Consider the following 26,518-nt stretch of genomic DNA (forward strand, 5'->3'; position numbering starts at 1 on the left):
TAGCAATATAAATTAATTGTTGAAATGTCATTGGATGTGAGTAGTGTTAAATCATAAGGGGCTGGTATTACTTGGTGCGTTTTTAACAAGCGTGTTTGTTGCTCTTGGTGTGGCATCACCCGCCTTGGCGTATGCAGAAGCGGCTAATTCGGCTACCGCGACAGATGACTATGTGGTTCGTTATTGTGTTGACCCTGATTGGTTACCTTACGAGGCCATTATCGATGGGCGTCATACCGGAATATCATCCGATTACCTTAAATTATTGACAGACTATACCGAACTCAGTTTTGTGCTAGTGCCGACATCATCATGGCGACAGAGCTTGGAGTTACTTCAGCAAGGGCAATGTGAACTCACCCCTATGTTGAATCAAACTCCCAAACGCGACCAATACCTGCTATTCAGCGACATCTTTTTTAAATCCCCTAATGTACTCGTGTCACTCAAAACTCAGCCATTTCTGCAAGGTTTTGAACATATCGGTCAACGTACCCTCGCTATCCCAAAAGATTACCGCCTTGTTGAATACATCCAACAGTTTTATCCCAAAATTAATACTGTGTTAACCAGCAATGAACGTGAAGGCTTAGATAAAGTGGCTCAAGGTGAAGTGGATGTGTTTGTTGGCTCGATGTTTTCAGTTAATGCCTATATCCAGCAACAAGGGCTTTCCTCATTAAAAATAGCCGGTTGGGGCGGCCCAGAAGATGAATTGCGTTTAGGCGTGATTCATTCTAAACGTGCTTTACTTGATAAAATCAACACTGGCTTAGCCAAGATTACTCATGCTGACCACATTTCAATTTATAAGAAATGGCATAACATTACCGTGGTGGAAGACATCGACTACAGCTTGGTTTTTCAAGTGTTGGGTGTCTTGGGGCTGTTTATCCTCTTTTTACTTTATCGCACTATTTGTGTCACTAAGTACAACTTGCATCTCACAGCAAACAACAACGAGTTACAAAAACTACAGCATGAATTAGAAAGAAAAAACAGCGATTTAGATTTCTTAGCGCAACACGATCCATTAACTAAATTGTACAACCGCCATTATTTCAACCAAACCTTTTTGAATGATGATCGTGAATATGGCAATGATGGTGTGAGTCTTATTATAATTGATATCGATTTTTTTAAAGCGATTAATGACATGCATGGCCATGCAATGGGCGATAAGGTATTAGTACAGGTTGCTCAAGTGTTGCAAGTATCGGTACGCGACGGTGATGTCGTTGCACGCTGGGGAGGCGAAGAGTTTGTGATTGTATGCAAGCATATCGATTTGCAAGGTGCGGCTGAACTTTGTCAACGGATAACCAAAGAGTTAAGTGAATTTTCATTTCATCAAAAAATCAAAGTGACTTGTAGTTTTGGTGTGGCGCAATTAAATGAACATGAGGCGATTCAAGCCTGTTTCGAACGTGCCGATATGGCCCTGTACAAAGCTAAGCAATCTGGGCGCAATCAATATTGTTGTGCATAAGATATTGCTGTGTATAAAAAATTGTTGCACATAAAATAGTGACTTAAAATGCAATGTTATCTATTGAGTAAGGCAAACAATGAATACGAGATTCTTCAGCATAAAATAACAGCGCCGAACGTTGTCACATCGTTAATATCATTTCGCGACCATGACACGATATTGAGTCCCGTTGTGTTGGTTGAGACTTGGTGAAGGGGGGATTTTGGTTTTATGTTAATTATTACTGGGTTATTCGGTACCAAGCCGATTGAGTCAAATAGCGATATCATCGCATTTTGACATTGATGAATGCAGGTTAATTCTCGCAATAAAAGTTAGACATTACATGGCCAATTATTTAAGCCGGTAAATTCTCAATATCAGCAAGTCATTCATTAGCATCGAGCATATGAATCACTGTTCTTTGTAAACCATATCTGAGTGCTCATTTACGCAAAATGAGCTTATTGAAGTCATTTTTCACTGATAATGGTTTATTTCGGTTTTTTTAGGTTAAATCTTCAATAGATTAAAAAATAATCTATTATTTTTTAATCTATTGTTTTATAGAAAATAACTTGTATTTTTTAGGGTTTTTTTAACTAAAAACAAATAAATATTGCACCAGCCATTTGCGCCCAGCAAGGTTCCAATTTACAATATGCGCCTTAATAACCTGATGTGCGGTGTGTCGGTTCTTTTTCGCATGCTCCGTCTACTTCTTAAACTAATCATTAAAGTTGAATCATGACCGAATTATCCAAATACAGAAACATTGGTATCTTCGCTCACGTTGACGCGGGTAAAACCACGACCACCGAGCGTATCCTTAAGCTAACCGGTAAGATCCACAAGATCGGTGAAGTACATGATGGTGAATCAACCACAGACTTCATGGAACAGGAAGCTGAGCGCGGTATTACCATTCAGTCTGCAGCAGTAAGCTGTTTCTGGAATGATCACCGTTTTAACGTTATCGACACCCCAGGCCACGTTGACTTCACAGTAGAAGTATATCGTTCGCTTAAAGTGCTTGACGGCGGTATCGGCGTATTCTGTGGTTCAGGCGGCGTTGAGCCACAATCTGAAACCAACTGGCGTTATGCTAACGATTCAGAAGTTTCGCGTATCATCTTCGTAAACAAGTTAGACCGTATGGGTGCTGACTTCTTACGTGTTGTTAAGCAAACTAAAGACGTTTTAGCGGCTAACCCATTGGTTATGGTTCTACCAATCGGTATCGAAGACGAGTTCTGTGGTGTTGTTGACCTACTAACTCGTAAAGCGCACATTTGGGATGATTCTGGTTTACCAGAAAACTTCGAAATTAAAGACGTGCCAGCTGACATGGTTGACATCGTTGAAGAATACCGTGAAATGCTAATCGAAACTGCTCTTGAGCAAGACGATGACCTATTAGAAGCTTACATGGAAGGCGTTCAACCATCTATTGAAGATGTTAAGCGTTGTATCCGTGCTGGTACTCGTACAATGGCTGTGTTCCCAACATATTGTGGTAGCGCATTCAAAAACAAAGGTATGCAGTTATTGCTTGATGCCGTTGTTGATTACTTACCTGATCCAGTTGAAGTTGATCCACAACCGCTAACTGACGAAGAAGGTAACGAAAATGGCGAGTTCGCAATCGTTGATGTAGATGCTCCGTTTAAAGCATTAGCATTCAAGATTATGGATGACCGTTTTGGTGCATTAACATTCGTACGTGTTTACTCAGGCCGTTTGAAGAAGGGTGACACCATCCTTAACTCATTCACTGGTAAAACAGAGCGTATCGGCCGTATGGTTGAAATGTATGCTAACGAACGTATCGAAATTGAATCAGCTCAGGCTGGTGATATTATCGCTATCGTTGGTATGAAGAACGTGCAAACTGGTCACACTCTTTGTGATCCTAAGCACCCATGTACTCTAGAAGCCATGGTATTCCCTGAGCCAGTAATTTCTATCTCTGTAGCGCCAAAAGATAAAGGCGGCAGTGAGAAAATGGGTATCGCTATCGGTAAAATGATTGCAGAAGATCCATCTTTCCGTGTTGAAACAGACATCGATTCTGGTGAAACCATCCTTAAAGGTATGGGTGAACTTCACTTAGACATTAAAGTAGACATCCTTAAGCGTACTTACGGTGTTGAACTAATCGTTGGTGAGCCACAAGTTGCTTACCGTGAAACTATCACAGCAGAAGTTGAAGATAGCTACACGCATAAGAAACAGTCTGGTGGTTCAGGTCAGTTCGGTAAGATCGACTACAAAATCCGTCCAGGTGCTGCAAACACAGGTTTTGTGTTTAAGTCTTCTGTTGTTGGTGGTAACGTTCCAAAAGAATTCTGGCCTGCGGTTCAGAAAGGTTTTGGTAGCATGATGAATACCGGTACTATCGCTGGCTTCCCAGTGTTAGACGTTGAATTTGAATTAACTGATGGTGCATTCCACGCAGTTGACTCTTCAGCAATCGCGTTCGAAATCGCTGCTAAAGGCGCGTTCCGTCAATCTATCGCTAAAGCTAAACCACAACTTCTTGAGCCTATCATGAACGTTGACGTGTTCAGCCCAGATGACAACGTTGGTGACGTAATTGGTGACCTTAACCGTCGTCGCGGTATGATCAAAGATCAAAACGCTGGTATGACTGGTGTTCGTATTAAAGCTGACGTACCGTTATCAGAAATGTTCGGTTACATCGGTTCACTACGTACTATGACTTCAGGTCGTGGCCAATTCTCTATGGAATTCGCTCACTACGCACAATGTCCTAACAGTGTATCTGAAAAAGTCGTTGCTCAAGTTAAAGAGCGTAAGGCTGCTGAAGCTAAGAAGTAATTCTTAACTTCTCGCTGATAAAAACCGTTGCTTAGGCAGCGGTTTTTTTATGCCTGCGATTTAGCGCTTCATAGCAAAGGATTTTCAGGGGTAGCTGTATTTGGTGTACTGAGCGATAGTAACGCTTGTGCAGGTGGTGTAAGCGGAAGGTTTTGACGCCATATTAAGGCGAGATCCCAAGTCATTGCAGGTTGCATTGGTTTGAACACTAATTGACTGGCCGTTAAGCGCTGACAAATCGGTTCGGGTAATATCGCTACACCCATATTAGCCTCAACCATTGCGGCGATAAAATCCCATTGACCACTCCTAAAAGCGATATTGAGTTGCACACCAGCTTTGCGGCTGAGGCGATTAATTAATTTGGCTAACGAGAAATCTTCGTTGTATAAAATAAATGGATATGACGCAAAGTCGTGCCACTTAATTTCTGCTTTATCGGCTAATGGATGCCCTACCGGAAGGCAGGCAAGTAAAGGGTACTTCGTCAGTAGTTGGCTCGACAACTCAGTTTTGTGGGTTGTAGGAAGTGCAGTGAAGGCGATATCAAGGCTATTGTTGATCAAGGCTTGCTCACAGCCAAAACCGCCATATTCGTACATCTGTAATTCTATACCAGGGTATTGTTGGCGATAACGGGTTAATAATTTAATAATTAGACTGCTCATCATAGGGCAAACCCCTAGTCGCAATTGTCCCGATTTAAGGCCGCGTAAATTACTCATATCCTCTTGTAAGCGATGCCAATGACCTAATATCTCTTGTGCACTTTGAGCAAATAGACGCCCGGCGGGGGTTAACTCCACCTTTTGATTATTACGAATAAGCAATTGTTCACCGAGGCTATCTTCTAAGCGCTGTACCACTTTGCTCAATGTGGGTTGAGTCATAAAACATTGTTGCGCTGCTCTGGTGAAGTTTTCGGTTTCTACTATCGTGAGAAAACAGCGTAAGGTCTTGATTGGTATATTCATGCTTAAATGGAATCTAGGTTAAGGTGATTATTCATTTTACTGATAAACCGTAAACGATTACTTTGAACTTGTTAACACAACGGAGTAACAGTCATGAAATCAATTTCGAGTTTATGGGTTGGCGCATTGTGGCAAGCAGCAATGCCAGAAGTGAATGAAGTGCAATCTTCAAATGCATCACAAACGGCAGCAGAGCCCAATTCACAAGCCGCACAACAAGCACCGCAAACCATTAACCCAGCATAAGCTGGGTTTTTTATGGGTATTGTTAAATAAATCATAACAATAAAAAAGCCGCTTGCAATGCAAGCGGCACACGTCATCATCGGGGGGAGGGACGTTGACTAGTTAAAGGTGTTTTCGACCAGTTGCTGTTTATTTTCAGCTTGTGGTACATGGCACTGATCGCAAAAATAATACATGCCTTTTACGGTGCCTTTGTCGTCCAGTACGTGCGATGTATCAACGGGTGTCGCCTTCATACGCTTCGCTTTATCCCAACTGTGGCAGCTTAAACAACCATTTTTATCAGTGCTGATTGAGTAGGTCGCTTTATGCGGAATAATTGGCGGTTGATGCACAAAAGTACGCTCTACTGATTTACCACGATTTGGATAAACAGGCATAGCATCTGCGGGACGAACATCGGTAATTTGTGACTCACCTGCGAGTGATGACAATTTTACTGGCTCAGGATTAGCATGTGCTTGTTGACCTGAGTAAGCGCTAATCGCTAGCATTATCGCAGCTAAAGTGATTAATTTTTTCATAACGGGCTCTCCACCTTAAGAGGAATTCTGTTCGAATATTTTGAATTAAATCGGTTTTCATATTGGAATACGCGCGGTGCACAAACATCAATACAACGGCCACACAAGGTACAATCACTGTCGAGTATAAGCGCTTGGGTACTGCCTTTTTTGAGGACAGGTTTTAATACCTGACGCTCAGGGCAAACAGTAAAACAATCCATACAGTTGTTGCATGCATCGGCACGCACAGCGGCAATTTTTACTGGACTCACTTTACCTATTAGTGAAAATAACGCCCCAGTTGGGCACAAGTGGCTACACCAAGCTCGTTCAACCACAAAGGTGTCGAGCAAAAAAATCACGACCAATATCCACAATCCACTGCTTGCACCAAATAATAGCGCGCGGTAGACAATAGGTACTGGGTTTAACCATTCCCACACAGTAAAACCGGTGAAAATAGGCAATATCAACACAAGTGTTAGCATGTAATAGCGCAGGTTTTGCGGTATTTCGCTGGTGCGAGGCAATGATAATGTTCGCCTAACCCAACTTGCCAAATCGGTGATGATATTCACTGGACATACCCAACTGCAAAATACTCTTCCGCCTAATAGAGCGTAGATGCCAACAACGATGATGGCTCCTAGTAATAAGCTTAATTCAGGCCAATGGCCACTCATAAGCACTTGCAATGTGGCTAAGGGATCACTTAATGGGACAGTGTCCAGAAATAAACTGCTTGAGAGGTTTCCCTTAAAAAGCCACAGTCCCAAAAAAGGGCCAATGGCAAATAAGCTCAATACGCTTAATTGCGACAATCTGCGAAGAATAAGAAAACGATGTGATCGCCACCATCCTAATTCTTCAACCGCAGCACTCGCAAAGCGTGTAGCTGATTTAGAGGTTGAGCTATGTTTGCTGCTCATAGTGACAACCCCTTATTTAACATCTCAAGTGTGGTTTCTTCGGTGTGTTGGTAAGTGTCATGAGCTGCCGATTTGCCCATTGCGATATGGCTTGGTAATACTTTTATCACTGCGAGTTCTGTCACGCATGCATGTTCGCATTTACCACATCCGGTACATAAATCTGGGTTTATGGTGGGTAAAAACATGGCATGGTGGCCGCTTTTTTCATTACGTTGCAGTTCTAATGTGATGGCTTTATCGATTAGCGGGCAAACCCGGTAACAAACATCACAGCGTAAACCTCTATAGTTAAGACAGTTTTTCTCATCTATCAGTACTGCTATGCCCATTTTTGCGTCGTCGATATTTTCCAGCTTGTGATCAAGCGACCCACTTGGGCAGGCTTTAACACATGGAATGTCATCACACATTTCGCAGGCAATGTCACGCGCAGTAAAGAACGGTGTACCCGTTGCCGCGCCCTCAAACCAGCGAGCCAGTTTAAGGGTGTCGTAGGGGCAAGCCTCTACACACAGGCCGCAGCGGACACATGCTGATAGAAAGTCGTCTTCTGCCAATGCGCCTGGCGGGCGAATAGCAAATGGGTCAAGTTGTCGGGACTGGGTAGCAACCGTAGTTAATCCCAAACCGACCATGCCCATTACACAACTGGCTTTTGCCGTTGTGGCAAGAAATTGTCTGCGGTTAACACCGTTGACGCTTGCTAATTTGCTATTGGCTTTGCTCATAACATTACTTTCCGTTTATGCACTAGAATATTGATTAAGCTTTCATGACTTTTACAGGACACTTCTTGAAATCTGTCTCTTTTGACAGCGGATCGGTCGCATCAAGTAATAGCTTGTTAACTAATTGGCGCGCATCGAAAAACGGCATAAAGACGACGCCTCTAGGTGGTTTATTACGGCCTTTGGTTTCAACACGCGTTTTGACTTCGCCGCGAGGTGACGCCACGACAACTTCGTCACCGCGTTGCAAACCACGTACTTTAGCGTCTTCTGGGTGCATAAAGATTTGAGCATCAGAATATGCGCGTTGTAATTCAGGTACACGAGCGGTCATTGAGCCTGTGTGCCAATGTTCAAGTACTCGACCCGTTGACATCCATAGGTCATATTCTTTGTTTGGCTCTTCTGCTGCTGGCTCATAAGGCAGAGCAAAAATAACCGCTCTTCCGTCTGGTTTACCATAAAAGTTGAAGCCTTCGCCTGCTTTAACATACGGATCGCTACCTTCAACAAAGCGACGTAAGGTTTCTTTACCATCAATGACGGGCCAGCGCTTACCACGGTTTTCATGGTAGTTGTCAAAGGCGTCTAAATCGTGAGCATGGCCGCGACCAAACTGGGCGTATTCTTCGAAAATCCCTTTTTGTAGATAGAAGCCAAAGTGCTCACTTTCATCGTTATAGGCACCTTTGCATTGCTCTTTCGGGAATTTGTTGATTTCACCGTTAGCAAACAATATGTCGAATAAGGTTTTATCGGCCACATCTGGTTGCTTGGCTATTAACTCTGCAGGCCATACTTCTGACACTTTAAAGCGTTTTGAGAATTCAACTAACTGCCATAAATCTGAAGTCGCGCCTTCTGGTGGCTTCACTTGTTGATGCCAAAAATGGGTGCGGCGTTCAGCGTTACCATATGCGCCTTCTTTTTCAACCCACATCGCGGTAGGTAAAATTAAATCAGCTGCCATTGCGGTAACGGTTGGGTATGGGTCAGACACAACAATAAAGTTTTCTGGGTTACGGAAACCTGGGTAAATCTCATCGTTGATATTAGGACCGGCTTGCATGTTGTTGGTACACATGTTCCAGTAACAATTCAATTTGCCATCTTTCAACATTCTGCTTTGCAATACCGCGTGATACCCAGGTTTTGCTGGAATAGTGCCAGCAGGTACTTTCCACAGCTTTTCAGTGATTTCACGGTGTTTGTCGTTATTAACTACCATATCGGCAGGTAAACGGTGAGAGAATGTTCCTACTTCACGCGCGGTGCCACAAGCAGATGGTTGGCCAGTAAGCGAGAATGGACTGTTGCCAGGCGTGGCAATTTTTCCGGTCAATAAGTGGATGTTGTACAGCATATTATTTGCCCATACACCACGAGTATGTTGGTTGATACCCATGGTCCACAAACTCATGACTTTTTGTTTCGGGTCGGCATAGGCTTTGGCCATAGTGATAAGGTTTTCAACCGGAACACCACTCATTTCTGATGCATATTCAACAGTATAAGTACTGACAAATTTGGCATACTCTTCAAAACTAATCGGTTTTGCACCACCATCACCTGGGTTTTTCGCATTTTTTTCTAATGGGTGTTCAGGGCGTAAACCATAACCAATGTCGGTGACACCAAGGGCAAAGTTAGTGTGTTTACTCACAAAGTCTTTGTTCACTGCATTGTTTTGAATAATGTAATTAGCAATAAAGTTTAAAATCACAAGGTCAGTTTGTGGTTTAAAAATCATTGGGTTGTCGGCTAAATCGAAGCTGCGATTTTCGTAGGTCGATAACACATGCACTTTTGCATCTTTGTGGCTTAAGCGACGGTCAGTTAAGCGAGCCCATAAAATAGGGTGCATTTCTGCCATGTTAGCGCCCCAAAGCACAAAGTTGTCGCCAGCTTCAATATCGTCATAACAGCCCATAGGCTCATCGATACCGAAAGTACGCATAAAGCCACCTACAGCAGATGCCATACAGTGACGCGCATTAGGGTCGATGTTGTTAGTTAAGAAGCCTGCTTTGTGAAGTTTAGACGCAGCGTAACCTTCCCAAATTGTCCATTGACCAGAACCAAACATCCCAACAGAGGTTGGGCCTTTTTTAGCAATACTGGCTTTCCATTTTTCAGCCATGGTGTCGAATGCGACATCCCAGCTGACAGGGGTAAAGTCGCCTTCTTTATCATATTTGCCATCTTTCATTCTGAGTAATGGCGAGGTAAGGCGGTCTTTGCCGTACATGATTTTTGATAAAAAGTAGCCTTTAATACAATTTAGGCCTTTATTGACTGGGCTTTCTGGATCGCCTTTAGTGGCAATCACTTTGCCATTTTTAGTTCCAACCAATACGCTACAGCCAACACCACAGAAACGGCACGGGGCTTTATCCCATGTAATGTCAGTTTTGCCTTCTGCGGCGTGAACCATATTAATTGGAATAGCGATACCCACAGCCGACGCTGCTGCGGCAGCGGCGTTGGCTTTTAAAAACTCGCGACGGCTTATGCTCATGGTGTTCCTCACTCTTAGAATGTTGTTCTTGGTGCGTGATAGTCATTGGAGGTGACGTGATGAAAATAAGTCTAGACCTTACTATTGGTATGGGTATACCTCTGAATGGGTATAGTGGTTAATAGTTGTTCAAGGTCACATTTTTTCGCGTGATGTAAATCTCATTTTAACAATTAGGCAGATCCTGTTTTAGCAATCGCTTGTAAAGCTAGTGTTATCTGAGATGTAGGTTTTAGCTTTGATTGAAATGCAGGTTATCTTTTCAGTGCGGCTTTTGTGGACACTTAAGTTTCCTGGAATGGCAGGTGAAGAGCTCTTTATAGGTAGGGTTGTTGGTGAAGCAGTTAACGATACCCTGTAAGCTCCATGTAGCCTTGGCCTTGATGACTCCCTTGAATATTAATGGGTCCTTCCCAATAAGAGGTTGATACCTGCATGTCGCTATTGGGATTGACGGCTTGAGTGGTTACATCTATTGCCTCACTGTTAATCCGGATCCGCCAAGCAATAGGGTGGTTACCCAGGGCTGTTTGTTGCCACTGTGTTGGTTGCATATCAATATCATTTGGGTTGTCGCGACTATTAATATTTCGGCCGCTACCGTCGGCATACATACGCCTGGCGCTGAAGAAATGGTCTTGTTCAGTTTCGCCGCGCAATCTAAATGCCATTAAGGTTGAGTTGTCATTGAGTCGCAACGAAAACCAGTCCCACCCTTGTTGAGCTTTAGTGAGAAATTGCGAGCTCCATTCACGATCTAACCATGCTTTACCGCTGACTTTTTCGGTGACACCGTGGCGTGTAATCTCACCGGTCACGTCAATAAAAGGTTGGCTGTAGTAATAAGAGGCGACTGCTTGGTCGGCACTTTTACTGCTATAACCATTATCGCCCTGTAATTGTAATGGCTGTTGACTACTCAGTTGCAGTTGATAGTTAAAGGTATCGTTGTTTACCGTTAGCTGAGCTGGGAACAAATCATCAGATTGGCTTAACCATTGCCAATTTTGCAGATGAACTTCAAAGGGCGACGGGTTAACACTGGCTAATTTGGGGTGTCCCCGAGACCACTTTTCGGCAATAAGGTGCTCATCTTTGGAGGTTATCGCAGCATGCGCCATATAGAGTTGATTCGTCTTCCAGTCGTGACTATTTTCTGCTTTATTCGCTGATGGTGGCGTCATACCAATCCGAAATTGAGTCCATTGCACCCCAACATCTTCACCTTTCGCTGTCGTTAAATTGGCTGTTAAATACCACCATTCAATTTTAAAGTCGTTGTGGGCAGAATGGTCCTGCGGAAACTGTAAGCTTTTACCTTGAACAACCTCTTTGTAGCCCGTAGATGACTGTGCTGACATGGTGCTAATAGTGGTGGCTTTGTGGTTTGTGTCTTGCTCAGGCGCGCAAGCTGATAACAATAGCGACAAACCAATAGTGCTCAAACCTATCGCGGCCAAACTTAAGCTGCGTATTTTGTTATCAGTCACAGAGATCATAGCGCTTCCTGTTGCAAGCTTGAAATCAGAGGTTTTCGGGTTTGCCAGTATAAAGGTAAGCTCACTGCCAATAAGCAGCTCACTACCGCAATGACGACAACTTGCACATAGGCTGCCCAGTCCCAAACCATTGCGATACTCCAGCCAAAAGCTTGTAAAGTCACTTTATGGATCAGCAGATAGCCCAACAATGCGCCTGTTGGCAAGGCAACTAAACAGGTTAACAATACGATAAACAGCATTTGTACTATCACCATCATCCGCAACTGGTTACGACTAACACCGAGTGCATACAAGCGTGCTAGCGGTGCTTGTCTGGCTTGGGTGAGCATTACGCAGGCACTGAATAAACCAATCGCGGCAACCAGTAACGTTAAGCTATTGAGTACGACTGTAATCGAGAAGGTTTTGTTAAATATGGTAATGGCTTCGGTTTTAATCCGTTGCTGGCTGTACATATAAGCAGATGATAAGTTAAGTTTTTGGCTAATGCTATTTTGCAATGTGGTGAGTTCACCTTGGTAAGTGACAGCCAAACTGATGGGCTTAGCCGGCAAAGGTGATTGTTGCCATAATGGCTGGCTAATAATGACTTCACCTTTAGGATTACCATAATCGTAATAAATTGCGCCTATGGTTAATGTATGTTGCTGTAATTGCGATAGTTGAACCTTATCGCCAATGTCGAGATGATATTTTATCGATAAGGGCTCACTTATCATAATGCTATGACCAGCAGTAAACGTCGGCCAAAAGTCATCAGCGGTTGTCTTGAATACTGTGGTGTCAGTTAACGATATATGGTCGCGACTCACCAGGTTAATAGGGATGAGTGTTTGCGGTGTTTCAGCACGATTTAGATTGCTGTCAACGGTCCATTGCTCATATACCGCATCAACCTTTGGATCGTTAGCTAATAGTAAAATCAATGTATCGATTTGATTCGGATTAGGCCGAATATACAAATCAGCATGCAGACGTGCATCGAGCCATTTTTTTAAGGTGATTTCAAAGCTACCCACTAAAGTATTCATGGCGATATTGGCACACAACGCCAGTAAAATGGCCATCATGGCGAGGGCAAGCGGTGCGATAATCTCTTTGGTTTCGGCAATCACATATTGCCATAAACCTTTAGGCATGGCTGGCGTGAGTAAATTCACTACCCAATGTAGGCATTGCGGCAGCAGCAATGGAATGGCCACCACCAACATACCTAATAACACCAGACTATGACGATATTGTTCAGTAAAGGCGAAAGCCACGGTACACAGCAATAACAACAGTACCGCGATGATAAACTGGCGTCGGTGGATGATATTAAATTGTTTATTTTGCGGTTGTTTTTGCGCTCCTTGCGCAAGCGGTGTATTTATCAAGCTGATGAGCATTGGAATGCAGGCTGCAAACGCGGCCGATAACGTCAGAATAAGTGCTTGGGCAAACCACTGCCACTGCCAATTCCCGGGTAATAATTTTGCGCCGTATAACTGCTCTAACGTAAGCGCTACCATAGGCTGCAACCATTGTGACAGTTGCAAACCCACAATAAAGCCTAATACACAGCCAATAAAAACCAGGGTAATAATTTCAATGCTTAGGGCTAGCATCACGCTGCGGCGATCGAGTCCTTGTTGCATAATTTGCACTAACAATTTTTGACGTTTCATTAAGCTGTAACGCACGCCGTTATAGGCAATAAATAAACCGACAACAAACGCGAGCATGCTCATGGCATCAAGGTTTAAATGAAAACTTGCCGTTAAAGCGTTGAGTGATTCACCTTCGCTGGTTTTGGTTGAAAAGTGCAGTGTAGTGGTGTCGAATCCTGCTTGAGTCAGTGTTTGATTGAGGCTGGCAATAAGCTGGTTATCGGTTTCTGTTTTATCGGCGCTAAATACGGCAATATAACTCAGCTTTCCTTGCATATTGAGCAATGGCTGTGCGAGTGAAATATCGGCGAGTAGTGCAGAGCCTAATCCCCACTGATCATCAATCGTAATGATGTCTAAAGGCATATTATTTAGCGTAATGCTTTGCGATTGATTGGTCACCTTGCTGATGCGATCGCGCTGGCTGGCAGACATTAACACTTTAGCTTGGCCCGACAATAATTCGGCAAGGGGAATATTAGCTGAGGCCACTGATGTGTTTGCTTGCTCATCTTGGGCTATGCCGCTGCTTATTGCGGCAATAATATCGCTACTATTGACTCGCCATAATCTGCCTTGTTCATCTGTTGCTATGCCTTCAATACTTGCAATCGTGTCAAAGCCAGCATTGGCTAGCGTAAAATAAATCGATTCATCAATGCTATCTTCTGTGAGGTGGCTAATGGATAAACGGGCTTGTTTGCTAAGCAGTTCTGACACATTGCCATAACTTTGCTTGGCATTTTCGTTGGTGGCGTATACTCCAATCAATAATGTCACTGCCAACATAATGCCGAGTAAAATCGCGCTGGCTTGTAATGGCGCATGGCGATAATGGCTAGCAAACAAGCGTAGGCATAACATTAAACGGCTGGTGGCAGACGACTGGGACGTCATGGGCTTACCCCTGCAGCTTATTATCGATAGGGTTGACGACAATTTGCTGGTTTTCAACGTGCCAGCGATGCTGCATAAATTGTGCACATTCTTCACTGTGAGTGACCATTAAAATACAGCAATTAGCCTGTTGTGCGAGATCGGTGAGTAATTGCATAACCTGCATGCCCGCGTGCTGGTCAAGGTTGCCGGTGGGTTCGTCGGCTAAGATTAGTTGCGGTTTATGGGCTAAAGCACGTGCAATAGCGACTCGTTGTTGTTGTCCACCAGAGAGGTTTTCTACACTACGGTCTAACAGTGGTGTGAGTCCCAGTTGATGACATAATTCATCACACCATGGGCTCCAACTTAATTGATTTAATGCCAATGAAAATTGAATGTTGTCGCGAACATTAAGAGGCGTAAGTAAGTTAAATTGCTGAAATATCACCCCAAGAGATTGACGTCGGTATTGGCTCCATTGCTTGTCTTGCCATTGGTTTACCGAGCACATACTGTTGTTTTGACTAATGAGCATGTCGCCGCTATCGATAGTTTCAAAGCCACCAATAATGTTCAATAACGTGCTTTTACCACTGCCACTAGGGCCAGTGAGGGCAATCGTTTGCCCTTGCTCTAATGTTAAACTGACCTGCTGCAATACACAATGGAATGACTCACCATCGCGAAATCCTTTGCTGATGTTGTCTAAGGTGACAATGCTGGTCATAGTCGCTCCATAACGAATGAGTTAAATCAAACTGTCACATTAACATCGCCATAGTGACAGCTTGTTAACGTAATCATAATAACAACAATATACGTCAAATATTGCGTGAGTGTTCAAAAATAAAAAAGCGAACCTAGGGTTCGCTTTAATAATTAACTCTCTGATTTAATTAAGCATCGACTAATGAATAAGGTAATTCAATAATGGTCAATTGCGAGCTTTCATCGTCAGCGATACGCAGCTGCGCATTATTTTCGGTATCGTTGGGCAATACGGCAGTAAGAAGGACTTTATCGCCTTGTTGAACACACTCAATAATATTGCCCCCACGGCGGAAACCATCTTCTAAGGCGATTTCTAATTGGGTGTCAGTATTAATGGTTTGGCTGGTGGTGCCTGACAATATGTACAGAGCGCGTTTGTTGCCACCGCGATATTTCATTCTGGCGATGGTTTCTTGGCCCATGTAACAGCCTTTGTTAAAGCTGATGCCATCAATGGCTTGTAAGTTACACATTTGTGCAACGTATTGGCCTGAATGGCTTGCATCAATATTAGGGTAACCTGCTTTGATTTCTAATGCCTGCCACGCGCTAGCATCCACTAATGTTTGTTGTGATGCATTGATTAACGCAGGCGCTTTTTCATCAGTAATAATCACAATGAAACGTTCGCCATCACGCAGTACCGCACCGCCGTCTACTATGGTTAAAGCAGCTGTGATATCGCCAAATTGTTGCGTTATAAATGCCTGTGCTTCGCTGCCTGCCACGCCAATCATTTGATATTGGTTGCTGACATCGGCGAGCTCAGCTTTACTGAATACCGCGTATTTTTTGAGTTGCGGTAAATCAAGTTCAAGAGTCGATGTCGGCATTAACATAAACAAGCTGTCTGCAATGGCAAATGTACGGAAGCTGGCTAACATTTTACCTTTAGGATCGCAGTGAGCGCCCCATTTCCATTGATCAGCGGTTAACGAGGTAATGTCGGTTGTCACCTGGCCATGAATAAAGCTGCGACCTTGTTCTCCAGTGACTTCGATTAATCCCATGTGAGACAAACGCGATAACATTAATGCTGGAGAGGTGGCAATGAAATCCCAATCGGGTTGGCTTGCTGAAATGGTCATAACGATCCCTAACGAAAGAATAAGACGATATGTTTTGAAGTGTAACGGATTAATACCATACTCAACAGAGGGCAGAGGTTTAAAGCTAATAAAAAAAGCTACCTTGTGGGCAAGGTAGCTTTTATGGGCAGTTAGCCATTCACGAATGAGTTATGAGTTGATTAAAACAATACGCGAGCACGAATCGTGCCTTCAATTGATTTAAGTTCAACTAAGGCTTCTTCAGCTTGATCTGAGTCGACTTCCATTACCACGTAACCGATTTCAGCGGTGGTTTGTAAGTACTGAGCAGCAATGTTGATGCCTTTTTCAGAAAACGCCTGGTTGATTTTAATCAACACGCCAGGACGGTTTTGGTGAATATGCAATAAGCGCGAGGTACCACGGTGCTGTGCAAGAGACACTTCAGGGAAGTTAACAGCAGACAAGGTCGAACCGTTATCTGAGTATTTAACTAACTTACCCGCGACTTCAATACCAATGTTTTCTTGTGCTTCAGCGGTGCTACCACCAATATGCGGTGTCAGTAACACATTGTCTAAACCACGTAATGGCGACACAAATTCATCGTCATTTGATTTTGGTTCAACAGGGAATACGTCAATCGCTGCACCGGCTAAATACTCTGAAGTTAACGCTTGCGCGAGATCGTCAATTTCTACCACAGTGCCGCGAGATGCGTTGATAAAGAAGCTGCCTTGACGCATTTTGGCAAACTCAGCTTTAGCAAACATATTCTTGGTTTGAGGCGTTTCAGGTACGTGTAAGCTCACAACATCGGCTTGGGCGAGTAATTCGTCCATCGAATGAATTTGTGACGCGTTACCCAGTGGCAATTTATCTTCGATATCAAAGAAAATCACTCTCATGCCTAAGGTTTCAGCCAAAATGCCCAACTGCGTACCAATATGACCATAACCAATCACACCTAAGGTTTTACCGCGCACTTCAACACTGCCGTTGGCGCTCTTTAACCAACCACCACGGTGTGAAATTGCATTACGTTGTGGAATGCCACGCATTAGCATAATAATTTCGCCAATGACTAATTCGGCTACGCTACGCGTATTGGAAAACGGTGCGTTGAAAACCGGGATACCCAGTTGTTCAGCGGTAGATAAGTCAACCTGGTTAGTGCCGATACAAAAACAGCCAACAGCGACTAGCTTTTCTGCATGGTGTAACACTTCTGCAGTGAGTTGAGTGCGCGAACGTAATCCAACAAAGTGAGCATCTTTAATGGAGGCGAGTAACGCCTCTTCGCCGAGTGAGGCTTTGTGATATTCAATATTGGTATAACCTGCACGTTCCAGTACATCAACCGCAGTTTGGTGGACGCCTTCCAACAGCAGGATTTTAATTTTATCCTTGTCAAGCGAGTGTTTCGCCATGATATGGGTACCCTCTCATCATTAAATGGTGCTTATGCTAATACATAGACTATTAGTGTTAATGCATGTACTTATAGTTGTGATATAAATGCGGACTTCCAACGCCATCCCAAAGTAGCACTTTTTTTATGGCTTGTGGAGGGCTAGATGGCTAAAGTAATATTTTAAATTTAGAACAATATCGCAGATGAGGAAATTAGGATGAAAATGCGCGTAATATGGATAGCGATTTACCTGTTGGTATTGTTGTGGTCGGTGAGCGACCCCAAAGATATGTTTACATGGTGGCTAGAAGCCATCCCCGCCTTAATTGCCTTACCTATACTCTTTTTTAGTCGTAAACGTTTTCCGCTAACGTCTTTAGCTTATGGGCTTATTTTAGTTCATTGTTGTGTATTACTGGTTGGCGCAAGGTTCACTTACGCAGAAGTCCCTTGGTTTGACTGGCTAGCGCAGGTCATGGGGAGCGAGCGTAACAATTACGATAAAGTGGGGCACTTTGCCCAAGGCTTTATTCCGGTTATTTTGGCGCGTGAGATATTTATTCGTAAGCAGGTGATGCAAATTGGTGCCTGGTGCCAATTTTTAGCGGTGTGTTTCGTACTGGCATTTTCGGCTTTTTATGAACTGATTGAATGGTGGGTTGCCGCGGCAACAGGCGAAAATGCCGAGGCGTTTTTAGGTACTCAAGGTTATGTCTGGGACACCCAGTCCGATATGTTTTTAGCCTTAATCGGTGGCATTGTTGCGTTGTTAGTGTTGACGCCAGTGCACAATAAACAAATAAAGCACATTATGGCGCAAAGCCAGCCCGTCAATTGAGCGAACTGTCGCAAGGCGGTTGATGTTATTACGACATAACCGCTGCTATTGTTAGCTTTTGGTAGTGTAAAACGGTAACGAATGTCAGTCTAACGAACTATTAATACTTTAGATTGACATAATAGTCCTTTGTACTAACAAAAATTAGCTATTATTAGTGTATAAGACAAGAGGCCTAGCCATTGAGCTTTTGCCTGTATTGCCAGCCTAACCAAGCGTATAGAGTTGCTAGAGGTCACTAAACTGTTGTGATGATAACTTTAGTGCTATTGCTCTAAAGTATTAAATGTAAAACAGATTGTTTGCTTTCCTAAGTCTTAATGCTAGTCAATGCGTTTCTTTTACGTATAGAATGGCGCTTAGGATGTGCTCATGTATCAATGAGCAAAATTAGCTTTTCAGGGAGAAGAGTGATGAGTTCTAATATCGATGAGTTGGTGTTTTTACATCAAATCGCAGCACCATGTCATTTGGCTATTTTAGCTGAATCAATCGGCTTGAAAACCCGTATTGTCAAGCATGCGGCCGAGCTTGAACTTGATAAAAATGCCAATAACTTTTATCTCATTTCACAAAAAGGTGCAGCACTAGACGCAAAAGGTATTCCTTTACTTGCGTCGCGTTTAGTTAATCATGTTCCTGTTGCATTATACCAAGTCGAACGCGGGTCATTAGACCAAGAGTCTGCATTATTACTGGGCGTACGCGGGTTATTGTATAGCGATCAGCGTATGGACTTGATGTTAACTGGCCTCAGAAAAATGGTGTCTGATGAATTGTGGTACGACAGACCACTGATTAGTAAAATATTCAGACGCCTTGTAAAACAGCTCGACACCAATACCGAATTGCCAGAAGAAACCGAAGCCATGATGCAACGACTCACTAATCGTGAGCGGACGATTATCCAGCTAGTTTCGAGTGGTGCGCGTAATAAAGAAATCGCTCAGCGGTTATGCATAAGCGAACATACGGTAAAGGCGCATGTGTCATCTATTTTTAGGAAGACAGAGTCGCGTAATCGTGTCGAATTACTGCGATGGGCGCAAACCTATCAAAGTCATTGTGAGTTAGTGAGTTAGTGAGTTAGTGAGTTATTTAGTGAGTTAGTGAGTGAGTTAGTGAGTTAGTGAGTTAGTGAGTTATTTAGTGAGTTAGTGAGTTATTTAGTGAGTTAGAGAATATTGTCACATTGACTGGCATGGAATTGGTATAAGGAGCTTCGGCTCCTTTTTTGTATTTTGGGTGTTTTTCTTTGAATTATTTATACTCAAGTGTCAGAGTAAACAGAGAAAAGCACAATGATAAAACTGAAATGAAAAAGTAGACTCTTGAAGTCGACTGAATCGATAACAATAAAAATGGACTGTAATTATGAGTATTTGGTTTAGCAACGTTACCCTTGAAGATTGCGCTCGCTTAGATGCTGGGATGCAGGGTAAAGGTACATTAATGCAAACATTAGGCATTAAAATCACTGAAATTGGTGATGATTATATGGTGGCGACGATGCCGGCAAATCCATCGGTGCATAACCCGCTGGGGATTGTGCACGGTGGCGCAAATGTCGCATTAGCTGAAACCGTAGCCAGTTATGCGGCAAACTTTGTGGTCGACTTTACGCGTTATTATTGTGTCGGCCAGGAGATTAATGCTAACCATTTAAAAGCTTCACGCAATGGCGAGCTGACAGCCACCGCTAAGCCGGTTCATTTAGGCAAGCGCAGCTCAGTTTGGGAAATCTTAATTCGTAATAGTGCTGGCGAGTTATGTTGTATTTCACGGATGACTGCAGCTGTTGTTGAGCGATAAACGACATTATATTTTAACTAAATCAACGGTAGATCAAAGTTTTAGCCTTATAGGTATTATAATATTCCTACAAGATGCTTTACTTGATTAGTCGTCACGAATATAGCGCTATTAACTGGGGTTAATGGTGCGATAGCGTGATAATCACCTCTTTATAAGGAGAATCCATGGACAGTATTAATATCTGGGAATGGGTAGGTTACTTGGCTTCTGTCGTGGTCGCTATTTCGCTGATGATGTCTGACATCAAAAAGTTACGCTGGTGGAATTTGGTTGGTGCCGTTTTGTTTGTCGCTTATGGTTTAGCGATTGACGCGATTCCCGTGGCACTGGTCAATTTTTTTATTGTACTGATTGATATTTATTACCTCGTTAAGTTATATCGTGAACCTGCCCCAACGAACGATAAATAAGCCAACTTTTACAACACGTTCGTTCAATAAAGCCAAAATGCAGATTTTGGCTTTTTTATTGCCCACAATGTACGGATTGTTACTTCTTAATCGATTTTTCCAATATCATTGTAAAACCCTAAATTATTTTGGCGATTGTGGTTATCTGTTTTAATCGTTTTAATTAATTGCGAACAAGTTCTATTATCACTCCATCGAATGATGAGTTGAGTGAGGAAAATCATCATGGCAACAGTTTACGACTTAATTGAGCAATGGTTAACAGACCAGGCATAGGAGCAAGACATGAATCAAGGTAACTATTTAACAAGCCAAAATGGTGCTCCAGTAGCAGACGATCAAAACTCTTTGTCGGCAGGTGAGCGTGGGCCGCTACTTTTACAAGATTGGCATTTAATTGAAAAGCTTGCCCACTTTAACCGCGAACGTATTCCAGAGCGTGTTGTGCATGCAAAAGGTACGGGTGTTTACGGCACATTTACGTTAACTAAAGATTTAAGCGAATTTACCATTGCCGATCATTTCAACGGTGTCGGTAAGCAGACCGAAACCTTTATGCGCTTCTCAACTGTTGGCGGCGAAATGGGCTCTGCTGATGCAGAACGCGACCCTCGTGGGTTTGGTCTTCGTTTTTATACCGCACGTGGTAATCACGATATTGTGGGTAATAACACCCCAACATTTTTTATTCGTGATGGCATTAAGTTTCCTGATTTTATTCATACTCAAAAACGCCACCCGCAAACTAATTTAAAAGATCCACAAGCCATGTGGGACTTTTGGGCACTTAATCCTGAGGCGATGCATCAAGTGACTATTTTGATGTCAGACCGTGGTATTCCAGCTAACTATCGTCAAATGCACGGTTATGGGTCGCATACATTTTCGTTCTGGAATGCCAAAGGGGAACGTTTTTGGGTTAAGTTTCACTTTAAGTCACAGCAAGGTGTAGTGAATTTAACAGGCGAACAAGCCGATATATTAAAAGGCATTGATCCAGACTCTTCACAGCGCGACATGATGGTAGCCATTAATGATGCTAACTTCCCACGTTGGACGGTGAATGTGCAAATTATGCCCGAGGTAGATGCAAACACCTATGCCATTAACCCATTCGACTTAACCAAAGTATGGCCGCACAGCGATTATCCGTTAATCGAAGTGGGTGTACTTGAGTTAAACCGATTACCACAAAACTACTTTGCTGAAGTAGAGCAAGTGGCATTAGCACCAAGCAATTTAGTGCCGGGTGTTGGTGCATCGCCAGACAAAATGTTGCAGGCGAGACTGTTTTCGTATGCCGACGCACAGCGATACCGTATTGGTACTAACTACAACCAGCTACCGGTTAACTGCCCACATGCAGCCAAGGCAAATCATCATCAACGAGCTGGCGCAATGGCAGGGACACAGTGTCCATATCAAGGCAGTCAAACTGGCGGTGATGCGAGTGTGAATTATGGTCCTAATACTCAAGCACCATTAACTGAAGTGACTGATTTTGCGGAACCACCATTACGTTTAGATGGGGAAGCGGCTCGTTATAGCCGTTACAACCAAGACGATTTTACACAGGCGGGAAACTTGTACCGACTATTTAGCGAAGAAGAGAAAGTGCGTTTAGTTGACACTATTGCAGGTACCTTACGTCAAACAACGTTAGCGGTTCAACAAACCATGGTAGAGCATTTCACCAAAGCCGACGTGGATTATGGATTACGTGTTAAACAGGCTTTAGCTCAGTAATTAAATCAATGTAACGTCATTATTATCGGCGTTATTCTACTAAATAAAAACAGGAAGGTTTGCCTTCCTGTTTTTTTTGTGCCCGATTGCGGATACTATTTACTTTGCTGCACTGATTAACCGATTGACTAATGCTAGCTGTAATTGGCCGTATTGCGGCAGACGCCACAACCGTGCAAGTTGCTCGCTCGGCACTGCATTGGTGGGGCTATTATCTGGTGGCGTAACCCGTGGTAGTGTCTCAAGGATATGATTAAATAATGTGTGTAGCGGATGAGTTTTCTCTGTATCTAATGACACAGTATGTTTTAGAAACTCAATACATTCAGTTAACTGTACCCACAATAGTGTTTGTTGTTCTGTTGAGGTGACCGCTAAGCGTTGTTCAATTAATTGCCAGCGCTCTAATCCCATTGCCAGGTTTTGGATTGAGTGTGCGTTGTCGTGAGAGAAAGGTTGCATAGCGTCTAAAGGCGTTGTCGCTACTGGTTTAGATTTTCCGGCGAGTTGATAACCGCGCAGCGCTTTACTGGCTTTGCCTAAACGAAGCGGCACTGATTGGGCAACTGCAATAGCAAGAGGTAACAACGCCGAAGCATGCCCTGAGAGTAATTCAAACTCAAGCTCGCAAATGGGTTCAATCTTACCGTTGGCAATAATCTCGCCGATATCTAAAGCCACTTCAACAATACTGTCATCAACATTGATATGCCATGTTTGGCGGTTAAAGTTGGTTTCAAAGATACATTCAAGCGCAGTATTGATAACGGCTATATTTTGTTTGTCTGGCCAAATTTTATTCGGGAAAAGTGACAAGTCCGGCACTTTTTGAACAATGCTGACATTATATTCTGGACGTGAATGGATGCCACCAACAACACTGCCTGCTGTTTTTATGGTCTGTTCGAGTTGATCATCAAAGCCTCTTACACGTAACCCCATATCCCAACGACGCAGTTGTAAGTCAGTTGTATCAAAATATCCATTAGACAGTTTTTTTGTCCCTTGGGGTGATGAATTAGGGAGCTCATTCAATATTTTTATTAATAAATCATGGTCTTGTTGTTGAATGAAGAGTTTCAACTCTATTTCTGCGTCCATTTACTTTTTGCCCCAACTGTAATCAAATGTTCATTAATGCGTCATAATATGTTCATAATGTCATATTGCTGTAATAAAAATATCTTAGGATAGCCATGCTCGCATCATATATAATGAGCAACGATAACTGAGAACCTGTGTGTTACAAAATTAAAAAACACAGTTTCATTATGCGGACGCTTAGGTTAACATGCGCCCGCTTTTTCCAAACTGGAATTAATTAAATAGGTAAACGGCAATGCCAGTAAACTCTATTTTAGGTGTGTTTGCAAAATCACCTCTTAAGCCTTTAGAACTGCATATCGACAAAGTAAATGAGTGTGCAATACTTCTTGTTCCATTCTTTGATGCAACCATTTCAGGCGACTGGGATGAAGCGATAAAGATCCGCAAACAGATTAGTTTGTTGGAAAAAGATGCTGATTCACTTAAGCGTGAGATCCGCCTGACTTTACCCGGTGGATTGTTTATGCCAGTTGAGCGAACTGACTTGCTTGAGTTATTAACTCAACAAGACAAGATTGCAAATACGGCAAAAGATATCTCTGGTCGTGTAATCGGCCGTCAATTAGTCCTTCCTCAGCCTGTCCAAGCTGCTTTCGGTGCCTATCTTAAACGTTGTTTAGATGCCGTGTCTTTAGCTAAGCAAGCTATTAACGAGCTCGACGATTTACTCGAAACCGGTTTCCGTGGTCGTGAAGTTGAGTTGGTTGCCAAAATGATCAATGAACTCGATATTATCGAAGAAGATTCTGATGATTTACAAATTCAAGTGCGTCGCCAGTTATACGCATTAGAAGATGGTTTGAATCCAATTGATGTGATGTTCATGTATAAAATTATCGAATGGGTTGGAGGTTTAGCAGATATTGCTGAGCGTGTCGGTTCCCGCCTAGAGCTAATGTTAGCTCGTAATTAATCACAAGGTTATCAAGGAAACAACATGGTTGATGTATTAGTCACCAATGGCCCAATGCTTATTATGCTTGCGGCAACATTTGGATTTTTGATGGCATGGGGTATTGGCGCAAACGACGTAGCCAATGCCATGGGAACCTCTGTAGGTTCTAATGCCATTACTATTAAACAAGCCATCATTATTGCAATGATTTTCGAATTCGCCGGTGCTTTCTTAGCAGGCGGAGAGGTAACCAGTACTATCCGTAAAGGGATTATTGACGCGAGTTTCTTCACTGAAACGCCTGAGTTGTTAGTCTACGGTATGATAGGTTCATTACTTGCAGCAGGCATCTGGTTAGTTGTTGCTTCTGCATTAGGCTGGCCAGTATCAACAACGCACTCTATTATCGGTGCTATTGTTGGTTTTGCTGCAGTCGGTGTGAACATTGATTCTGTTTCATGGGGCGCAGTAGGCGGGATCGTTGGTTCATGGGTGGTGACGCCTGCAATTTCAGGCTTTATTGCATTTATCATTTTCCAAAGCGTGCAAAAACTGATTTTCAACACAGACGATCCATTAAGCAGTGCTAAACGTTATGTGCCTTTTTACATGGCGATTGCTGGCTTTGTGATGTCACTCGTGACCATTACCAAAGGCTTAAAACACGTTGGTTTGCATTTTTCTACCGTTGAAGCATATTTGTTAGCGTTAGTGGTAGCCGTGGTTGTGGGACTGATTGGTAAAGTGGCTATTGGCCGTTTGAAGATGAGCGAAAAAGCGGATATTAAAACCCAATACGGTAACGTAGAAAAAGTATTTGCCATCTTAATGGTTGTTACTGCGTGTTGTATGGCGTTTGCCCATGGTTCAAACGACGTTGCAAACGCGATTGGTCCATTAGCTGCGGTTGTGTCTATTGTTGAAAGCGGTGGCGTGATTGGCTCTAAAGCTGTCTTAAACTGGTGGATTTTACCATTAGGCGCTGTGGGCATTGTATTAGGTTTGGCTATTTTTGGTCAGCGCGTAATGCAAACTATCGGTAAAAACATTACTCACTTAACGCCAAGCCGTGGTTTTGCTGCTGAACTTGCAGCTGCATCAACCGTGGTACTCGCTTCTGGCACTGGTTTACCTATCTCTACGACTCAAACTTTAGTGGGTGCGGTATTGGGTGTGGGAATGGCCCGTGGTATCGCGGCGATTAACATCGGTGTTGTGCGTAATATTGTGGTGTCTTGGGTGGTAACCTTACCTGCTGGCGCAGCATTATCGATAGTGTTCTTTTACATTATCAAAGGTATCTTTAGTTAATTTAACTATCGAACCGCGCATATTTGTAAAAATATGAATGTTTAATTGCATTTAAGAAGGAAGTCATATGACTTCCTTCTTGCATTCAGGGCATTTAATAAATAGCATGACAACAAGTTTACAACGTTTGGATAATTACTCGTGTTAAGACTGCTTTCAATCTTTATTTTAGTGCTTGCGCCAAGTGGTGTTTTTGCTGCGCCAGCTGAACCAGATTATATCTCTGATGATGTATTTACCTATCTTCATGGTGGGCCAGGAAAGGAGTTCCGAATTATTGGTAGCGTAGAAGCTGGTCAGCCTGTCACGTTATTAGATAATACCGAAGGCGACTTTACCCAAATTATCGATCATAAAGGTCGTGAAGGTTGGGTATTAGCCAGTTTAGTTACCGACAAGCCGAGCTATCGCGTACGTTTTCCAGATATGGAAACGCAATTAAGGCAAGCAAACGAGCAACTGAATAAAGAGTCGTTGAGCACAGACAATACCGAAGAGTACTTGAATCTAGCCAATGAGAAAGTTGCTGAGTTGACCGCCTCATTAGCATTGGCGATTAAGCAGCGTGATGAAGCCCAATCTAACATTGCACAAGTGGCTGATGATCAACGCTATGAGTTATGGCAGCAAGGCGGATTAATTGGTGGCCTAGGCGCATTAATCGGTATTATTTTGGTTTACTTACCTCGTCCACAACGTCGTCAGAAAAACCGCTGGATGTAAATTCAAATAACGGTGAGTAAACCGTTTATTGCGATAACCTCGACTTTAAAGGCCAACAATTAAAACGTTGGCCTTTTTTTTTTGCATTTTTTGATGAAATTAATTCATCTATCCCTATTTTAGTATTTACTATTAAAAGCATTATTAATCAGATAATTATATTTATTGATTTCCGCATGTTGAGTTGTTCACC

At 43.0% G+C, this 26,518-nt stretch carries 22 protein-coding genes; 11 read left to right on the plus strand and 11 right to left on the minus strand.

From position 1 onward, the window contains the following. The first annotated feature begins 43 nt into the window (after positions 1-43). The gene (locus ACROAE_RS14405) at positions 44-1,489 is read left to right on the plus strand and encodes a diguanylate cyclase (RefSeq protein ID WP_432402919.1); all 1,446 of its coding nucleotides are present in this window, start codon (positions 44-46) and stop codon (positions 1,487-1,489) included. Positions 1,490-2,218: 729 nt separating this feature from the next. Beyond that, positions 2,219-4,312: an elongation factor G gene (gene fusA / locus ACROAE_RS14410; RefSeq protein ID WP_432402921.1), complete on the plus strand. Its 2,094-nt coding sequence runs from the start codon at positions 2,219-2,221 to the stop codon at positions 4,310-4,312. Between the two features lie 68 nt (positions 4,313-4,380). Here fusA and ACROAE_RS14415 read toward each other — a convergent pair whose 3' ends face one another. Next, positions 4,381-5,286 (minus strand): LysR family transcriptional regulator, encoded by a 906-nt coding sequence (locus ACROAE_RS14415; RefSeq protein ID WP_432402923.1) that lies wholly within the window; start codon positions 5,284-5,286, stop codon positions 4,381-4,383. Between the two features lie 93 nt (positions 5,287-5,379). Between ACROAE_RS14415 and ACROAE_RS14420 the strand changes: the two genes are divergently transcribed. Beyond that, the gene (locus ACROAE_RS14420) at positions 5,380-5,532 is read left to right on the plus strand and encodes a hypothetical protein (RefSeq protein ID WP_432402925.1); all 153 of its coding nucleotides are present in this window, start codon (positions 5,380-5,382) and stop codon (positions 5,530-5,532) included. Positions 5,533-5,630: 98 nt separating this feature from the next. Here ACROAE_RS14420 and ACROAE_RS14425 read toward each other — a convergent pair whose 3' ends face one another. The 9 genes from ACROAE_RS14425 to serA all read right to left on the minus strand — a co-directional run bounded on the left by ACROAE_RS14425 (position 5,631) and on the right by serA (position 17,496). Further along, positions 5,631-6,056 carry a nitrate reductase cytochrome c-type subunit gene (locus ACROAE_RS14425; protein ID WP_432402927.1) on the minus strand — a complete coding sequence of 142 codons (426 nt, stop codon included), beginning with the start codon at positions 6,054-6,056 and terminating at the stop codon, positions 5,631-5,633. Continuing rightward, positions 6,053-6,967, minus strand: a complete 915-nt coding sequence (gene napH, locus ACROAE_RS14430; RefSeq protein ID WP_432402929.1) for a quinol dehydrogenase ferredoxin subunit NapH — start codon at positions 6,965-6,967, stop codon at positions 6,053-6,055. Before napH ends, ACROAE_RS14425 begins: the two co-directional genes overlap by 4 nt. After that, positions 6,964-7,698 (minus strand): ferredoxin-type protein NapG, encoded by a 735-nt coding sequence (napG, locus tag ACROAE_RS14435; protein WP_432402931.1) that lies wholly within the window; start codon positions 7,696-7,698, stop codon positions 6,964-6,966. Before napG ends, napH begins: the two co-directional genes overlap by 4 nt. Before the next feature lie 34 nt (positions 7,699-7,732). Continuing rightward, complete coding sequence (gene napA / locus ACROAE_RS14440; protein WP_432402933.1) at positions 7,733-10,216, minus strand: nitrate reductase catalytic subunit NapA; 2,484 nt, start codon at positions 10,214-10,216, stop codon at positions 7,733-7,735. Between the two features lie 344 nt (positions 10,217-10,560). Beyond that, positions 10,561-11,715 (minus strand): lipocalin-like domain-containing protein, encoded by a 1,155-nt coding sequence (locus tag ACROAE_RS14445; protein WP_432402935.1) that lies wholly within the window; start codon positions 11,713-11,715, stop codon positions 10,561-10,563. Further along, positions 11,712-14,264: an ABC transporter permease gene (locus ACROAE_RS14450; protein ID WP_432402937.1), complete on the minus strand. Its 2,553-nt coding sequence runs from the start codon at positions 14,262-14,264 to the stop codon at positions 11,712-11,714. Before ACROAE_RS14450 ends, ACROAE_RS14445 begins: the two co-directional genes overlap by 4 nt. A 4-nt stretch (positions 14,265-14,268) precedes the next feature. Further along, positions 14,269-14,973, minus strand: coding sequence for an ABC transporter ATP-binding protein (locus ACROAE_RS14455; RefSeq protein WP_432402939.1), 705 nt, complete (start codon positions 14,971-14,973; stop codon positions 14,269-14,271). Between the two features lie 169 nt (positions 14,974-15,142). Further along, positions 15,143-16,105, minus strand: a complete 963-nt coding sequence (gene ygfZ / locus ACROAE_RS14460; RefSeq protein WP_432402941.1) for a tRNA-modifying protein YgfZ — start codon at positions 16,103-16,105, stop codon at positions 15,143-15,145. 161 nt (positions 16,106-16,266) lie between these two features. Further along, positions 16,267-17,496 (minus strand): phosphoglycerate dehydrogenase, encoded by a 1,230-nt coding sequence (serA, locus tag ACROAE_RS14465; protein WP_432402943.1) that lies wholly within the window; start codon positions 17,494-17,496, stop codon positions 16,267-16,269. 201 nt (positions 17,497-17,697) lie between these two features. Here serA and ACROAE_RS14470 point away from each other — a divergent pair, with 201 nt between their 5' ends. The 5 genes from ACROAE_RS14470 (at position 17,698) to katB (ending at position 22,289) form a co-directional block, all read left to right on the plus strand. Continuing rightward, positions 17,698-18,318, plus strand: coding sequence for a DUF2238 domain-containing protein (locus tag ACROAE_RS14470; protein ID WP_432402945.1), 621 nt, complete (start codon positions 17,698-17,700; stop codon positions 18,316-18,318). Positions 18,319-18,731: 413 nt separating this feature from the next. Beyond that, entirely contained in the window at positions 18,732-19,400 is a 669-nt protein-coding gene (locus tag ACROAE_RS14475; protein WP_432402947.1) for a response regulator transcription factor, read from the plus strand. A 292-nt stretch (positions 19,401-19,692) separates the two neighbouring features. Next, positions 19,693-20,130 (plus strand): PaaI family thioesterase, encoded by a 438-nt coding sequence (locus ACROAE_RS14480; protein WP_188957193.1) that lies wholly within the window; start codon positions 19,693-19,695, stop codon positions 20,128-20,130. Between the two features lie 167 nt (positions 20,131-20,297). After that, a complete protein-coding gene (locus tag ACROAE_RS14485; RefSeq protein ID WP_432402949.1) occupies positions 20,298-20,543 on the plus strand; it encodes a YgjV family protein in 246 nt (81 codons plus the stop codon). Positions 20,544-20,828: 285 nt separating this feature from the next. Next, complete coding sequence (gene katB / locus ACROAE_RS14490) at positions 20,829-22,289, plus strand: catalase KatB (protein ID WP_432402951.1); 1,461 nt, start codon at positions 20,829-20,831, stop codon at positions 22,287-22,289. A gap of 99 nt (positions 22,290-22,388) precedes the next feature. Here the strand turns inward: katB and ACROAE_RS14495 are convergent, their stop codons facing one another. Continuing rightward, on the minus strand, positions 22,389-23,390 hold the full coding sequence (locus ACROAE_RS14495; protein WP_432402953.1) for an inorganic triphosphatase: 1,002 nt from the start codon (positions 23,388-23,390) through the stop codon (positions 22,389-22,391). Positions 23,391-23,628: 238 nt separating this feature from the next. Here ACROAE_RS14495 and ACROAE_RS14500 point away from each other — a divergent pair, with 238 nt between their 5' ends. The 3 genes from ACROAE_RS14500 (at position 23,629) to ACROAE_RS14510 (ending at position 26,325) form a co-directional block, all read left to right on the plus strand. After that, the gene (locus tag ACROAE_RS14500; RefSeq protein WP_432402955.1) at positions 23,629-24,309 is read left to right on the plus strand and encodes a TIGR00153 family protein; all 681 of its coding nucleotides are present in this window, start codon (positions 23,629-23,631) and stop codon (positions 24,307-24,309) included. Between the two features lie 24 nt (positions 24,310-24,333). Next, positions 24,334-25,602, plus strand: a complete 1,269-nt coding sequence (locus ACROAE_RS14505) for an inorganic phosphate transporter (protein ID WP_432402957.1) — start codon at positions 24,334-24,336, stop codon at positions 25,600-25,602. 141 nt (positions 25,603-25,743) lie between these two features. Further along, entirely contained in the window at positions 25,744-26,325 is a 582-nt protein-coding gene (locus tag ACROAE_RS14510) for a TIGR04211 family SH3 domain-containing protein (RefSeq protein ID WP_432402960.1), read from the plus strand. The last annotated feature ends 193 nt before the right edge of the window (positions 26,326-26,518 follow it).

It is taken from the genome of Shewanella sp. MF05960, from assembly GCF_050849305.1.
Classification (GTDB): Bacteria; Pseudomonadota; Gammaproteobacteria; order Enterobacterales; family Shewanellaceae; genus Shewanella.